General features: G+C 71.0%; 9 protein-coding genes. 6 read left to right on the top strand and 3 right to left on the bottom strand.

The window, feature by feature from the left end; translation table 11 throughout:
* Positions 1 to 25: 25 nt before the first annotated feature.
* Both BLR99_RS14215 and BLR99_RS14210 read right to left on the bottom strand, forming a co-directional pair.
* Positions 26 to 361, bottom strand: a complete 336-nt coding sequence (locus BLR99_RS14215) for a VF530 family protein (RefSeq protein WP_011794502.1) — start codon at positions 359 to 361, stop codon at positions 26 to 28.
* 37 nt (positions 362 to 398) lie between these two features.
* Positions 399 to 1310 (bottom strand): LysR family transcriptional regulator, encoded by a 912-nt coding sequence (locus BLR99_RS14210; protein WP_011794503.1) that lies wholly within the window; start codon positions 1308 to 1310, stop codon positions 399 to 401.
* A gap of 165 nt (positions 1311 to 1475) precedes the next feature.
* Between BLR99_RS14210 and BLR99_RS14205 the strand changes: the two genes are divergently transcribed.
* From BLR99_RS14205 to BLR99_RS14180, 6 genes are all read left to right on the top strand, one after another.
* Positions 1476 to 2321: an alpha/beta hydrolase gene (locus BLR99_RS14205; protein WP_011794504.1), complete on the top strand. Its 846-nt coding sequence runs from the start codon at positions 1476 to 1478 to the stop codon at positions 2319 to 2321.
* Between the two features lie 232 nt (positions 2322 to 2553).
* Positions 2554 to 3810, top strand: a complete 1257-nt coding sequence (locus BLR99_RS14200; RefSeq protein WP_011794505.1) for an efflux RND transporter periplasmic adaptor subunit — start codon at positions 2554 to 2556, stop codon at positions 3808 to 3810.
* Positions 3811 to 3842: 32 nt separating this feature from the next.
* Complete coding sequence (locus tag BLR99_RS14195; RefSeq protein WP_011794506.1) at positions 3843 to 7088, top strand: efflux RND transporter permease subunit; 3246 nt, start codon at positions 3843 to 3845, stop codon at positions 7086 to 7088.
* A gap of 14 nt (positions 7089 to 7102) precedes the next feature.
* Entirely contained in the window at positions 7103 to 8605 is a 1503-nt protein-coding gene (locus BLR99_RS14190) for an efflux transporter outer membrane subunit (protein WP_011794507.1), read from the top strand.
* 180 nt (positions 8606 to 8785) lie between these two features.
* Positions 8786 to 10225 carry an NAD-dependent succinate-semialdehyde dehydrogenase gene (locus BLR99_RS14185; protein ID WP_011794508.1) on the top strand — a complete coding sequence of 480 codons (1440 nt, stop codon included), beginning with the start codon at positions 8786 to 8788 and terminating at the stop codon, positions 10223 to 10225.
* A 223-nt stretch (positions 10226 to 10448) separates the two neighbouring features.
* Positions 10449 to 11681, top strand: coding sequence for an FAD-dependent oxidoreductase (locus BLR99_RS14180; RefSeq protein WP_011794509.1), 1233 nt, complete (start codon positions 10449 to 10451; stop codon positions 11679 to 11681).
* 34 nt (positions 11682 to 11715) lie between these two features.
* On the opposite strand, the gene BLR99_RS14175 is transcribed toward BLR99_RS14180, so the two are convergent.
* On the bottom strand, positions 11716 to 13953 hold the full coding sequence (locus BLR99_RS14175) for a TonB-dependent siderophore receptor (RefSeq protein ID WP_011794510.1): 2238 nt from the start codon (positions 13951 to 13953) through the stop codon (positions 11716 to 11718).
* Positions 13954 to 14003 lie beyond the last annotated feature (50 nt).

Genomic DNA, 14003 nt, shown 5'->3' with positions numbered 1-14003 from the left:
GGCCTGGCCGCCAGGCTGCCAGGGTTCAGCGGCCTTTCCCGGGCGGATGGCCACGCCTGCGGTCCCGCAGCATGAAGAGGTAGAGGCTTTCCACCTTCTCGCGCGCCCAGGGCGTCTTGCGCAGGAATTTCAGGCTGGACGACACGCTGGGCTCGCTCTGGAAACAGCGCACGGGAACGCGCTCCGCCAGGCCCTTCCAGCCGTATTCCTGCTGCAGGGCCACCACGATGGCCTCCAGCGTGATGCCGTGCAGCGGGTTGCGGGGCTGGGGTGGGGCGGACGGGGCGGGCGCGTGGTTCGCCTCCGGAGGCGAGGACGGGCGGCCGGGGGAGCCGGGGAGGTCGGGGGAGTCTGCGGTCATGGCGCCGAGCATATCGGGCTGGCCTGCGATCGCGGGTTCAGCCCTGCAGGTACCGCTCCCGCGCGAACAGTTCGGCGGCCCAGTCCACGAAGGCGCGCACGCGGGCGCTCAGGTGGCGGTTGGGCGGATACACCACATAGACGGGCAGCAGCGGATGCGACCACTCGGGCAGCAGCCTCACCAGGTCCCCCCGCTCCAGGTGGCCCTGCGCCTGCAGGGTGGTCACCTGCCCCACGCCGCGGCCGGCGAGCAGCGCGGCCAGGTAGGCATTGCTTTCGTTCACCGCCAACTGCGAGGGGCCGCCGATCTCGATCACCTCGCCGTCACGGTGGAACTCCAGCGGATAGCGGCGCGAGGTGCGCGGCGAAAAATAGATGACGCTGCGGTGTCCGTTCTCGAGGTCCAGCGGCTGGGCCGGCGTGCCGTGGCGTTCCAGATACGCGGGCGAGGCCACGGTGATGAACTCCAGCAGACCGATGCGGCGCGCCACCAGCGACTGGTCGGTGAGTTCGCCGCCGCGGATCACGCAGTCCACGTTGTCGCCGATCAGGTCCACGATGCGGTCGCTCACGCCCAGGTCGAGCTGGATGTCGGGATAGCGCGCGTGGAATTCCTCCAGGTGGGGAATGATGAGCAGCCTCGCCATGGCGGTGCCGACGTCCACGCGGAGGCGGCCGCTGGGCGTGGCACGCGCGTGGGTCATGCTCGCCTCGATGTCGTCGAAGTCGGCCAGCAGGCGCACGGCCCGGTCGTAGTAGGCCGCTCCGTCGGGCGTGACGGTCACCCGCCGCGTGGTGCGGTTGAGCAGCCGCACGCGCAGGCGCGCTTCCAGCGCCTGGATATGCTTGGTGACGGTGGCTTTGGGCAGTTGCAGGGAGTCCGCGGCGCGCGTGAACGTGCCGGCTTCCACCACCCGCGCGTAGATGCGCATGGCCTGGATCTGGTCCATGGCGTTCCTTCCTCGGTGCCTCTTCTCGGGCCGGCGAATTCTCACACGCGCCGCGGTGCCCGATTGTTCGGACTTTGGAAACAGTGCGGCCCGCATCGGCTGGTTTATCGTCGCGGTCCGGCCCCCTACATTTGCAGCACCGGATCGTTTCCGGCCACACCGCCCATGCCTACCACCTCCGCTTCCCGCTCCACGCCCGCCGGCGCCCGCTCCGAGTCCACCATTGCGGTGGCGCCGGGGCAGGACGTCGCCGTGCGCATGTACGGCCGCAGGAAAACCGGCGAGACGTCGCCGCTGGTCGTGCATTTCCATGGCGGCGCCTTCGTGTCCGGCGACCTGGACAGCGGCTGCACCATCGCCGGGCTGCTGCAGGAAGCCGGGGCGCTGGTGGTGTCGGTGGCCTACCCGCTGGCCCCCGAGCATCCGTTCCCGCAGCCGCTGGAGACGGGCTATGCCGTGCTGCAGTGGGCCTACCGCTACCGCACGCGGCTGGCCGGCACGGGCGCGCCGGTCTATGTGGCCGGGGAGGAGGCCGGCGGCAACCTGGCGGCGGGCGTGTGCCTCATGGCGCGCGACCAGTCCCACCCGCCGCTGGCGGGGCAGATCCTCGTGTCGCCCATGCTCGACCCCTGCGTCGGCACGCCGTCGCTGCGGGCCGCCACCGAGGGCGCGGAGGCCTGCCGCTGGGCGCTGGGGTGGGAAAAGTTCCTGCGCTGCGCGCGCGACGCGGAGCACCCGTATGCGGTGCCCGGCACCGCGCAGCGGCTGGCGGGCCTGCCGCCCACGCTGCTGCTGGTCGGCGACACCGACCCCATGCACGACGAGACGCTGGCCTATGCGGCACGGCTGAAGGCCGCCGGCCTGCCGGTGGAACTGCACGTGCTGCGCAAGGCCGAGCGATGGCCCGATGCGCTGCTGGAGCCCGGCACACAGGCCTGTCCGTGCGCGGACGAGGCGCGCGAGCGGTTCCGGAGCTTCCTGGATGCCGGGCGATGTCCGGCACCGCGCTGAAACCCCTCTTTCGAAGAACGCTCCTTCCGTCACCACGGAAGGTATTGACCTCAACAATGGTTGAGGTTTGAGAATCCGGCTCCGTTGCCGTATCCGTGCAGGGGCGCGGCCTTTCCCTCCGATGCATTTTTTCCGGACCGCGGGCCGGAGGGGGAAGGCTTTGCCTGGCCGGTGCCGGCCCCGCTTTTTTGCTTGCGATACCACCGTTTTCAGACATACCGAAGGATCTGCCATGCCGTCATCCCAACCCGTTTCCCTCTTCTCGCCCGCGCGCCGCTGGTGGACCGCCGCCGGCGCCGCAGCCGCCATCGCGGCCGGCGGCGGAGCCCTGTTCGGGCTGTCCGCCTCGCACGCCGAGGCGCCGGCCGCCGACGCCGCGCCCCCGGCCGTGCCGGTGTCCGTCGCGGCCGTGGTGCAGCAGGACGTCGCGCTGTGGGACGAGTTCTCCGGCCGGCTGGAGGCCGTGCAGCGCGTGGACATCCGCCCGCGCGTGGCCGGCGCCGTGCAGGCCGTGCACTTCCGCGAAGGCGCGCTGGTGAAGCAGGGCGACCTGCTCTTCACCGTGGACCCCGCGCCCTACGCCGCGGAGGTGGACCGGGCCGACGCCCAGGTGGTGGCCGCCCAGGCGCGCCTGACCTATACCCGCAGCGAAATGGAGCGCGCCACGCGCCTGTGGGAAGAGCACGCCATCGCCCAGCGCGAGCGCGACGAGCGCGTGAATGCGCAGCGCGAAGCAGAGGCCAACCTGCGCGCCGCCCAGGCCGCGCTGCAGACGGCCCGGCTGAACCTGGGCTACACCCAGGTGCGCGCGCCGGTCGCGGGCCGCGTGGGCCGCATCGAGGTCACCGTGGGCAACCTGGTGGGTTCCGGGGCCGGTGCGCCGGTGCTGACCACGCTGGTGTCGGTGAGCCCGATCTACGCGAGCTTCGATACCGACGAGCAGATCGTGGCACGCGCGCTGGAGGGCCTGCGCTCCGGCCAGAGCGCCCGCGCCCTCATCGAGCGCATTCCCGTGCAGATGGGCACGGGCACGGCCGGCGGCACGCCGTATGCGGGCCATCTGCAGCTCATCGACAACCAGGTGGATGCGAGGAGCGGCACCGTGCGCGTGCGCGCCGTTTTCGACAACGCCGACGGCGCGCTCATGCCGGGCCAGTTCGCCCGCATCCGCGTGGGCCGGGCGAAGAGCACCCCGGCCGTGCTGATCAACGAGCGTGCCGTGGGCACGGACCAGAGCAAGAAGTTCGTGATGGTGGTGGGCGAGGGCAACAAGGCCGAATACCGCGAGGTGCAGCTGGGCGCGCCGGTCGATGGCCTGCGCGTCGTCACCTCGGGCCTGAAGGCGGGCGAGCGCATCGTCGTCAACGGCCTGCAGCGCGTGCGCCCCGGCGCCGTGGTCGCACCGCAGGACGTGCCCATGACCGCCAAGTCCGAACTGGGCGGCGAGGGCGCGCAGGCGCGTGCCGCCGCCCGCCAGCCCGCAGCCTGAGCGCCGGGCTTCAGAGAGCAGAGAACGACACCATGAACCTCTCCCGTTTCTTCATCGACCGCCCCATCTTCGCGGGGGTGCTGTCGGTGCTCATCTTCCTGGCGGGGCTGATCGCCCTGCGGGCGCTGCCGATCTCGGAGTACCCCGAGGTGGCGCCGCCCTCCGTCGTGGTGCGCGCCACCTACCCCGGCGCCAATCCCAAGGTGATCGCCGAGACCGTGGCCACGCCGCTGGAGGAATCCATCAACGGCGTGGAAGGCATGCTCTACATGGGCAGCCAGGCCACGACCGACGGCGTGATGACGCTCACCGTGACCTTCGCGCTGGGCACCGACCCGGACAAGGCGCAGCAGCTCGTGCAGAACCGCGTCTCGCAGGCCGAGCCGCGCCTGCCCGAGGAGGTGCGCCGCCTGGGCGTCACCACGGTCAAGAGCGCGCCCGACCTGACCATGGTCGTGCACATGGTCTCGCCCAACGGCCGCTACGACATCGACTACCTGCGCAACTACGCCGTGCTCAATGTCAAGGACCGGCTCGCCCGCATCCCCGGCGTCGGGCAGGTGCAGATCTTCGGCGGCGGCGATTACTCCATGCGCGCCTGGCTGGACCCGCAGAAGGTGGCGCAGCGCGGCCTTTCCGCGGGCGACGTGGTGGCCGCCATCCGCGGGCAGAACGTGCAGGCCGCCGCGGGCGTGGTGGGACAGTCACCCGGCCTGCCGGGCGTGGACATGCAGCTGTCGATCAACGCCCGGGGCCGCCTGGCCACGGTGGAAGAGTTCGGCGACATCATCGTCAAGACCGGCGCCGACGGGGCCGTGACGCGCCTGCGCGACGTGGCCCGGCTGGAGCTGGGCGCGGCCGACTACTCGCTGCGCTCGCTGCTCAACAACGACCCGGCCGTGGGCATGGGCGTTTTCCAGGCGCCCGGCTCCAACGCGCTCGACATCTCGGCCAACGTGCGCGCCACCATGGCCGAACTGCAGAAGCACATGCCCGAGGGCGTGGAGTTCCGCATCGCCTACGACCCCACGCAGTTCGTGCGCGCCTCCATCCAATCGGTCATCCAGACCTTGCTGGAGGCCATCGCGCTGGTGGTGATCGTGGTCATCCTCTTCCTGCAGACCTGGCGCGCCTCCATCATCCCGCTGCTGGCCGTGCCGGTGTCGGTGGTGGGCACGTTCGCGGTGCTGCATCTGCTGGGCTTCTCGATCAACGCGCTGTCGCTCTTCGGGCTGGTGCTGGCCATCGGCATCGTGGTGGACGACGCCATCGTGGTGGTGGAGAACGTCGAGCGCAACATCGAGGCGGGCCTCACTCCACGCGAGGCCACCTACCGCGCCATGCGCGAGGTGAGCGGGCCCATCATCGCCATCGCGCTGGTGCTGGTGGCCGTGTTCGTGCCGCTGGCCTTCATCAGCGGGCTCACGGGGCAGTTCTACCGCCAGTTCGCGGTGACCATCGCCATCTCCACGGTGATCTCGGCGATCAACTCGCTCACGCTGTCGCCCGCGCTCAGCGCGTTGCTCCTGAAGGGCCACCACGAGCCCAAGGATGCGCTCACCCGTGGCATGGACCGGGTGCTGGGCGGTTTCTTCCGGCGCTTCAACCGCGTGTTCCACCGCGGCTCCGAGGCCTACAGCGGCGGCGTGCGCCGCGTGATCGGCCGCAAGGCGCTGATGCTGGCCATCTACCTAGTGCTGGTCGGCGCGACCTGGGGCCTCTTCAAGGCGGTGCCCGGCGGCTTCGTTCCCGCGCAGGACAAGCAGTACCTGGTGGGCTTCGCGCAACTGCCCGACGGCGCCACGCTGGACCGCACGGAAGACGTCATCCGCCGCATGGGCAAGATCGTGAAGAAGAACCCCAACGTGGAAGACGCCATCGCCTTCCCGGGCCTGTCGATCAACGGCTTCACCAACAGCTCCAACGCGGGCATCGTGTTCGTCACGCTCAAGCCCTTCGCCGAGCGCAGGCGCGCCGACCAGAGCGGCGGCGCCGTCGCGGGCCAGCTCAACCAGGCCTTCGGCAGCATCCAGGATGCGTTCATCGCCATGTTCCCGCCGCCGCCGGTGGCGGGGCTGGGCACGACGGGCGGCTTCAAGCTGCAGATCGAGGACCGAGCCTCCCTGGGCTATGGCGCCATGGACGCGGCCGTGAAGGCCTTCATGGCCAAGGCCTACCAGACGCCGGAGCTGGCGGGGCTGTTCACCAGCTGGCAGGTCAACGTGCCGCAGCTGTACGCCGACATCGACCGCACCAAGGCCCGCCAGCTCGGCGTTCCGGTGACCGACATCTTCGAGACCCTGCAGATCTACCTGGGCAGCCTGTACGCCAACGACTTCAACCAGTTCGGCCGCACCTACAGCGTGCGCGTGCAGGCCGATGCGCCCTACCGGGCGCGGGCGGAGGACGTGGGCCTGCTCAAGGTGCGCTCCACCACCGGAGAGATGGTGCCGCTGTCGGCGCTGATGAAGATCGAGAACAGCTTCGGCCCCGAGCGCGCCATGCGCTACAACGGTTTCCTCTCGGCCGACGTGAACGGCGGGCCCGCGCCCGGCTTCTCGTCGGGCCAGGCGCAGGCCGCCGTCGAGCGCATCGCCGCCGAGACGCTGCCGCCGGGCATCTCCTTCGAGTGGACCGAACTCACCTACCAGGAGATCCTGGCCGGCAATTCCGCCGTGCTGGTGTTCCCGCTGGCCATTTTGCTGGTGTTCCTGGTGCTGGCCGCGCAGTACGAGAGCCTGACGCTGCCCATCGCCATCATCCTGATCGTGCCCATGGGTCTGATGGCCGCCATGGCCGGCGTGTGGCTCACCCGCGGCGACAACAACGTGTTCACCCAGATCGGGCTGATCGTGCTGGTGGGGCTGTCGGCCAAGAACGCCATCCTGATCGTGGAGTTCGCCCGCGAGCTGGAGTTCGCCGGCCGCACGCCCGTGCAGGCCGCCATCGAGGCCAGCCGCCTGCGGCTGCGCCCCATCCTGATGACCTCGCTGGCCTTCGTGATGGGTGTGCTGCCCCTGGTGCTGTCCACCGGCGCCGGCTCGGAGATGCGCAGTGCCATGGGCGTGGCGGTGTTCGCCGGAATGATCGGCGTCACGGCTTTCGGCCTGTTCCTCACGCCGGTCTTCTACGTGGTCCTGCGCCGCCTGGCGGGCAACCGGCCACTGCAGCAGCACGGCAGCCACGTGGCGCCGATCACCGACGCCGAGCGGGGCGCGCCGGGCCATGGGGCCTCGGCCCAGCCTGTGATCGCCGCACCGCGCGGCCGGCACGAATGAGACGGAGCTTTGCCATGACGATGTTTCCCCACTGGTATTCCCTTTCCCGGCTGGCGCCGCTGGCCGCGGCCCTGGCGCTGGCCGGATGCATGAGCGCTCCGGCGGTGCCGGAGCATGCCGGCGTGGCCGTGCCGGCCACGTTCAGCGAAGCGGCCGGCGCCCCCTCGTGGACCACGGCGCCGCCCGCCGAGGCGCAGCCCCGCGGCACGTGGTGGCTGGGCTTCCGCGACCCGGTGCTGGACGATCTGGTGCAGCGCGCCGGCAGCGGCAACACCAGCGTGCAGGAGGCCGCCGCCCGGCTGGCCGAAGCGCGGGCGCTGCTGCGCTCCGCCGATGCCAGCCGCGCGCCGCAACTGGGTGCCTCCGCCGGCGTGGCGCGGCAGGCCGGCGCCAACACGGCCACGGGCGGTCCGGTGCCGGCCACGCTGGCCACGGCGGGGCTGAACGTGTCCTATGAGCTGGACCTGTTCGGCCGCCTGTCGCAGGCCAGCGAGGCCGCGCGGCTCGATGCCCGCTCGCGCGAGGCACTGCTCCAGAGCACACGCCTGATGGCGCAGGCCGACACCGCCCAGGCCTACCTGCAACTGCGCTCGGTGCAGGCCGAGCAGGCCCTGGTGCAGGAGGGGCTGGCCGCCTACCGCGACACCCTGCGCCTGACCGAGCGCCGCTACCGGGCCGGCGACGTGGCCGAGCTGGATGTGGCGCGCGTGCAGGCCGAGGTGGCCGCCACCGAATCCGATGCCCTCGCGCTGGAGCGCCAGCAGGCCGTGCTGACCCATGCGCTGGCCCTGCTGGTCGGCGAGGTGGCCACCGGCTTCACCGTGCCCCCCGCGGCCGGCGAAGCGGCGCTGCCCGTCATTCCCGCCGGCGTGCCGGGCACGGTGCTGGCGCGCCGTCCGGACGTCTCGGCGGCGCAGGCGGCCGTGCTGGCGGCGCAGGCCCGCGTGGGCGTGGCCCAGGCCGCGTGGTTCCCGGCCGTCACGCTCACGGGCAACGGCGGCTATGCCTCGCCGGAACTGGGCGACCTGTTCAAGTGGTCGGCCCGCTCCTGGGGCATCGGTGCGCTGCTGTCGCTGCCGCTCTTCGACGGCGGCCAGCGCCAGGCGCAGGAAGACGGCGCCCGCGCCCGGCTGGAGGGCGCGCTGGCAGCCCACCGCGGCCAGGTGCTCACCGCCTTCCGCGAGGTCGAGGACCAGCTCAGCGCGCTGCGCCTGCTGGCAGGGCAGGCCGAGGCCCAGGGCCGTGCCGTGCAGTCCGCGGCCCGTGCCACGCAACTGTCGGATTCGCGCTACCGCAACGGCATGGTGAGCCAGCTGGAGCTGCTCGACGCCCGCCGCAGCGAGTTGCGCAACCGTCGGCAGGCCCTGCAGGTGCGCACCGCGCAGTACACGGCCACCGTCGGGCTGATCCGCGCGCTGGGCGGCGGCTGGGGCGACAGCGGCACGACTGCGCGGGAAACGGACCGCCCGGTGGCCGGAAATGGTGAAAAATCCCGCAACTTGGGTAAATCGGGGTAGCAAAGCGCCGCCGCCGGGGCGCCGCGGCGCCATCCGGCCTATAGTGCTCCTGTTTGGAGCCGGACCGTGCCATAGGTCCCGGCTAGGATATGGGGTCGCCGCCCGCCACCCCGTGGCGCGAGCGGCCGTTTTCCCCTTCGCCATTCCCCGTTCCCAATCAGCTATCGCAGGAGCACACGCATGACGTATCCGAGCACACGCCTTTTCATTGCCGGTGAGTGGCAGGACGCCGCCGATGGCAGGACCATCGCCGTGCACAACCCGGCCACGGGCAAGGAAATCGGCCGCGTGGCCCATGCCGGCCGTGCCGACCTGGACCGCGCCCTGGAAGCGGCCCAGAAGGGCTTCGAGGTCTGGCGCGACATCCCCGCCGTGGAGCGCGCCCGCACCATGCGCCGCGCGGCTGCCCTCATGCGCGAGCGCGCCGAAGCCATCGCCCGCATCCTCACCCAGGAGCAGGGCAAGCCGCTGGCCGAGGCGAAGATCGAGGCCATGGCAGCCGCCGACATCATCGAGTGGTTCGCCGACGAGGGCCAGCGCATCTACGGCCGCATCGTTCCCGCCCGTGGCAGCCTCGCCGTGCGTCAGCTCGTCCTGAAGGACCCCGTCGGCCCCGTGGCCGCGTTCACGCCCTGGAATTTCCCGATCAACCAGGTGGTGCGCAAGCTGGCCGCCGCGCTCGCTTCCGGCTGCTCCATCCTCGTGAAGGCGCCCGAGGAAACGCCCGCCAGCCCCGCCGAACTGATCCGCGCATTCGCCGATGCCGGCGTGCCGGCCGGCACCGTGGGCCTGGTGTACGGCAACCCGGCCGAGATTTCCAGCTACCTCATCCCGCACCCGGTCATCCGCAAGGTCACGTTCACCGGCTCGACCCCCGTGGGCAAGCAGCTGGCAGCGCTGGCCGGTCAGCACATGAAGCGCGTGACCATGGAACTGGGCGGCCACGCCCCGGTGATCGTCGCGGACGACGCCGACGTGGAACTGGCCATCAAGGCCGCCGGCGGTGCGAAGTTCCGCAATGCGGGCCAGGTCTGCATCTCGCCCACCCGCTTCCTGGTGCACGAGAGCATCCGCAAGGATTTCGTGGCCGCGCTGGCGCGCCACGCCCAGGGCCTGAAGGTGGGCGACGGCCTGGCCGACGGCACCCAGATGGGCCCGCTGGCCAATCCGCGCCGCATCACGGCCATGGCCGAGCTGATGCAGGATGCCGTGCAGCACGGCGCCCAGGTGGCGGCCGGCGGCGAGCGCATCGGCGGCGACGGCAATTTCTTCCAGCCGACGGTGCTGGACGACGTGCCCGTGTCCGCGCGCATCTTCAACGAGGAGCCCTTCGGCCCGGTGGCTGCGGTGCGCGGCTTCGAGAAGATCGAGGACGCCATCGCCGAGGCCAACCGGCTGCCCTACGGCCTGGCCGGCTATGCCTTCACGCGCTCCCTCAAGCACGCCCACCTGCTGTCGCAGCGGCTCGAAGTGGGCATGCTGTGGATCAACCAGCCCGCATCCCCGTCCGCCGAGCTGCCGTTCGGCGGCCTGAAGGACTCCGGCTACGGCTCCGAAGGGGGCCCGGAGGCGATCGAGGCGCACCTGAACACGCGCGCGGTCTCCATCACCAACGTGTGACCGGACCGCCCACCGGTCCCGGGGCGCCTCGTCCCGGACAGCCCCCGCGGACACCCATCCCGGGGGCTTTGTCACATGGGGGAGGCTGGAGCGATCCGGCGACGGTGCCTGCGAAAAGCGTTCCGTCCTCCGGATTTCCGGGGCAGAGCGAGACAATAACTTGAAGACCGGCGGCCGGTCGTGCACATTGGGCCACTGTCAACCAGAATTCAGGCGGGAGAACATGTCAAACCATGGCGACGCAGACGATGTGCTGCACGTGGCCATCGTCGGAGGCGGGGCCCTGGGCCTTGCGTCCGCATACCACCTCATGCAGCGGGCGCGTCGCCTGGGCGCGTTCCTGGACGTGCATGTCTTCGATGGCCGGGAGGCCGCGCAGGGGCAGGGTTTCGCGCCCGGTGCGGGTCCGGCCGGCGGGAGGGATGACGAGGGCAGCCAACTCGCCGTGCCGCTGGTCCGCACCGTGCACCGCGCCGCCATGGCCCTGCGCGGCCGTATCCGGCTCGACTATACCTGCGGGCGCTTCTTCGACGATTGTCTCCGGGATCCGGAGGCGATACTCGGCGATGCGGCGCGTACCCTGTCGCTGTCCATCGACTGGCGCGATCCGGGCGTGCTGGACGCCCTGGTCCAGGTGCGCGACGGCTACTACTACCCGCTCATCTCGACCATGTTCCTCTGCGACCCCTCCGGGCCGCAGAACACCCCGGTTCAGGCGGCGCTGGAATACATCCGCTGGAAGGACGACGGCCGCTCCCTGGCGGGCAGCGATTTCTCCGACGATGCTTCGCGCAAATGGGCGGAATCGCTGGCGGCCCACCTGGAGGAGCGGTCGGACGAGCAGGTGTCCGTCACCATCCGCTCGGGAGGCCGGTTGCTGGTGCGCGTGATGAGCGACATGGTGGAGGTCCTGTGCGATGGCCAGTCCCGGATCTTCGACATCTGCGTCATGGCCAGCTCGCCGGGCGATGCCTTGCGCGTGCTGGCCTTCGACACCGCCACGGCCGCCTTCGGCGTGCAGGTCGGCCGCATCCTGGACAGCGTCTGCGAGACGGACGACGAATCCGCGCGGTATGGCGAAGAGGGCGTGCCGCCGTCACGCCTCCCGGGAGCGTCCCCGGGGTCCGGCGCCGGATGGCGGCCGGATGCGTGGGACGGCAATGCGCCGGGCAACCCGTCGGCGCAGCCGCAGTCCCCGTCCACCCGCCCCGCGCCGGAAGACCGGGCCTGGGCCGCTTTCCGGCGCCACGTGTTCGATGTGTCGGTGAAAGCCCGGGCCGACATCCGGGCGCTGAACGAAGCCTTCGTCGAGGGCTGGCGCGAGGGGGAAGGGCGCGTTCCCTGTGCCGAGATACCGCCGCTGCTGTTCGTGGGCGGCTGGCCCTACGGCGCCGTGCTGCAGGAGCAGTGCATGGAGCAGGCCGAGGAACTGGGCAACTGGCTGCTGCCCGAGTGAGTCCTCCCGCGGGGCGTGCCCCGGGGAAGTTCCGTCAGAAGCGGTAGGTCGAGGTCAGCATGTAGGTGCGCCGCTGGCCGTAGAAGCAGTCGCCGCGCGCCAGGCACTGCGTGACCTGCACCTTGTCCGCCAGGTTCACCACGTTGAAGGCCAGCCGCCAGTCGCCCGCGTCGTACGCCACCATGGCATCGGCGATGGTGGAGGACGGCGTGGTGATGGCGGTCGTGCCGGTCCACTGCGAGCCCGTGTAGCGCAGCCCGCCGCCCACCGTCCACTGCCCGCGGCCACCCGTGCCGAAGCGGTGCGACAGCCAGGCGGAGGCCGTGTGCTTCGGCACGCCGGCCACCGGCTGCCCCTGGTCCCCCGCGTTGCTGCGCGAGATCTCGGTGTCGGTGTAGGCGTAGGCCAGCGTGGCGTCCCAGCTGCGCGCGATGCTGGCCGTGAGTTCGGCCTCCAGGCCGCGGGCCTTGGTTTCGCCGATCTGCAGGTTGTTGCGCGGGTTGGCGGGGTCGGTGGTCTTGCGGTTCTTCTCGCGCACCTGGTAGATGGCCGCATACGCCGAGATGCCGCGGCCCTCGGGCTGCCATTTCACGCCGGCTTCCCACTGCTGGCCGCGCTGGGGCTTGAACGGCGTGCCGTAGAAGTCCACCCCGCCCAGGGGCTGGAACGACTCCGAATAGCTCAGGTAGGGCGCCCAGCCGCCATCCATCTGGTAGGTTGCGCCCAGCCGCTTGGTCCAGGCGCTGTCGTCCACGGCCGCCGCGGGGCGACCTTCGGTGTCGGTCCTGGCGCGGTCGTGGCGCAGGCCGAGCGTGGCCGTCCAGCGGTTCCAGCGGATCTGGTCCTGTGCGTAAAAGCCCATCTGCCGCTGCCGCACGCCGGGCTGGCGTGCCAGGTCCGATTCGGACGGCGGCGTGAAGTTGCCGTACACCGGTGCATAGACATCGATGCCGCTCACGGTCTTGAGCCACGAGGACTGGCTGGTGGTGTTGCGCTGCGCGTCCATGCCGAACAGCAGCGTGTGTTCGGTGGCTCCGGCGCGCAGCCTGCCTTCGAGCTGCGTATCGACCATCAGCAGGCGGCTGGCGTTGCGCTGCCAGGAGGCATCGCGCAGCAGCGTGCGGTTGTCCGCCTCGAACACCGGGCGCGCCGGCCGGCCCGTGGCGCGGTTGGCCGTGAAGCTCGTGTACATGCTGCGGTAATCGACGTCGCTCACCGTGCGGCGCAGGTTCTGCCGCAGCGTCCAGGCGCCGTTCAGCTGATGGCTGAAGAGGTAGCCCCAGGAATTGTTCTCGCTGTCGTAGGCGTCCCAGCCGGGCTCGCTGATGAACGCCGAGGTCGGGATCTGGCCATGCGGGCTGGGCAGTTGCGTGCCCTGCCACGGGAAGAAGCCGATCAGCGAGCCGCTCCTGTCCTTCTGGTGCGTGAACTGCAGCGTCAGCGACGTGGCGGCGCTGGGTTTCCAGGTCAGCGTGGGGGCGAACACCTGGCGGTCGTCGCCCACGTGGTCCACCTGGGAATCGCTGTCGCGGCCCACGGCCACCAGGCGGTAGAGCCATTGCCCATCCTGCGTGAGCGGGCCGGTCAGGTCGGCCGTGATCTGCTTGCGGGCGTAGTTGCCCAGCTGCACCTGCACCTCGCGCAGCGGCTCGGCCTGGGGGCGCTTGCTCGTGAGGTTGAGCACGCCGCCCACGCTGCCCTGGCCGTAGAGCACGGACGACGGCCCGCGCAGGAATTCCACGCGTTCGAGCAGGTAGGGATCGGCCTTGATGTTGTTGTAGGTGCCGTAGATGCGCAGCAGACCGTCCAGGTACTGCGTCACGTCGCCGCCGCGGGCCTTGAAGCTGTCCACGCGGCTGTCGAAGTAGTTGGACACCATGCCGGCGGTGTAGGCCGTGGTCTGGCGCAGCGTCTGCGCGCCCTGCGCCTCCATCTGGTCGCGCGTGACGACGCTGATGGCCTGGGGCGTTTCGATCAGCGGGGTATCGGTCTTGGTGGCCGACAGCGCGCGGCGGGCCACGAAGCCTGCGACGGGGTTCACGGGGTTTTCCTGCTGGCCGTCGGCGCTCACCGTCACCGGGGCGAGCGTGGCTTCCGCGGCCGGAGCGCCGCCGGTGGCGGCGGCCTGCTGTGCATGCGCGGCGGTTGCGGCGCCCAGGGTGCAGAGCGTGGCGGCGGCCGCGGACAGGGACCGGACGAGCGTGCGCGGGGCGGCGGCGGGGCGGGAAGCGCGCCGGTGGGGAGAGGGGAGAAGGTCGAGGGATTGCGTCATGGCTGGCAGGAAATGGATCGACCGCGCCGCCGGGGCGGCGTGCGGGAGGA

The organism is Paracidovorax citrulli (genome assembly GCF_900100305.1).
GTDB lineage: Bacteria > Pseudomonadota > Gammaproteobacteria > Burkholderiales > Burkholderiaceae_C > Paracidovorax > Paracidovorax citrulli.
Note: the sequence above shows the minus strand (reverse complement) of the source record. Positions and strands in the feature narration are given on the sequence as shown.

Coding starts and splice junctions, on each gene's coding strand:
- BLR99_RS14215 (WP_011794502.1), bottom strand. CDS start 361: ATGACCGCAGACTCCCCCGACCTCCCCGGCTCCCCCGGCCGCCCGTCC.
- BLR99_RS14210 (WP_011794503.1), bottom strand. CDS start 1,310: ATGGACCAGATCCAGGCCATGCGCATCTACGCGCGGGTGGTGGAAGCC.
- BLR99_RS14205 (WP_011794504.1), top strand. CDS start 1,476: ATGCCTACCACCTCCGCTTCCCGCTCCACGCCCGCCGGCGCCCGCTCC.
- BLR99_RS14200 (WP_011794505.1), top strand. CDS start 2,554: ATGCCGTCATCCCAACCCGTTTCCCTCTTCTCGCCCGCGCGCCGCTGG.
- BLR99_RS14195 (WP_011794506.1), top strand. CDS start 3,843: ATGAACCTCTCCCGTTTCTTCATCGACCGCCCCATCTTCGCGGGGGTG.
- BLR99_RS14190 (WP_011794507.1), top strand. CDS start 7,103: ATGACGATGTTTCCCCACTGGTATTCCCTTTCCCGGCTGGCGCCGCTG.
- BLR99_RS14185 (WP_011794508.1), top strand. CDS start 8,786: ATGACGTATCCGAGCACACGCCTTTTCATTGCCGGTGAGTGGCAGGAC.
- BLR99_RS14180 (WP_011794509.1), top strand. CDS start 10,449: ATGTCAAACCATGGCGACGCAGACGATGTGCTGCACGTGGCCATCGTC.
- BLR99_RS14175 (WP_011794510.1), bottom strand. CDS start 13,953: ATGACGCAATCCCTCGACCTTCTCCCCTCTCCCCACCGGCGCGCTTCC.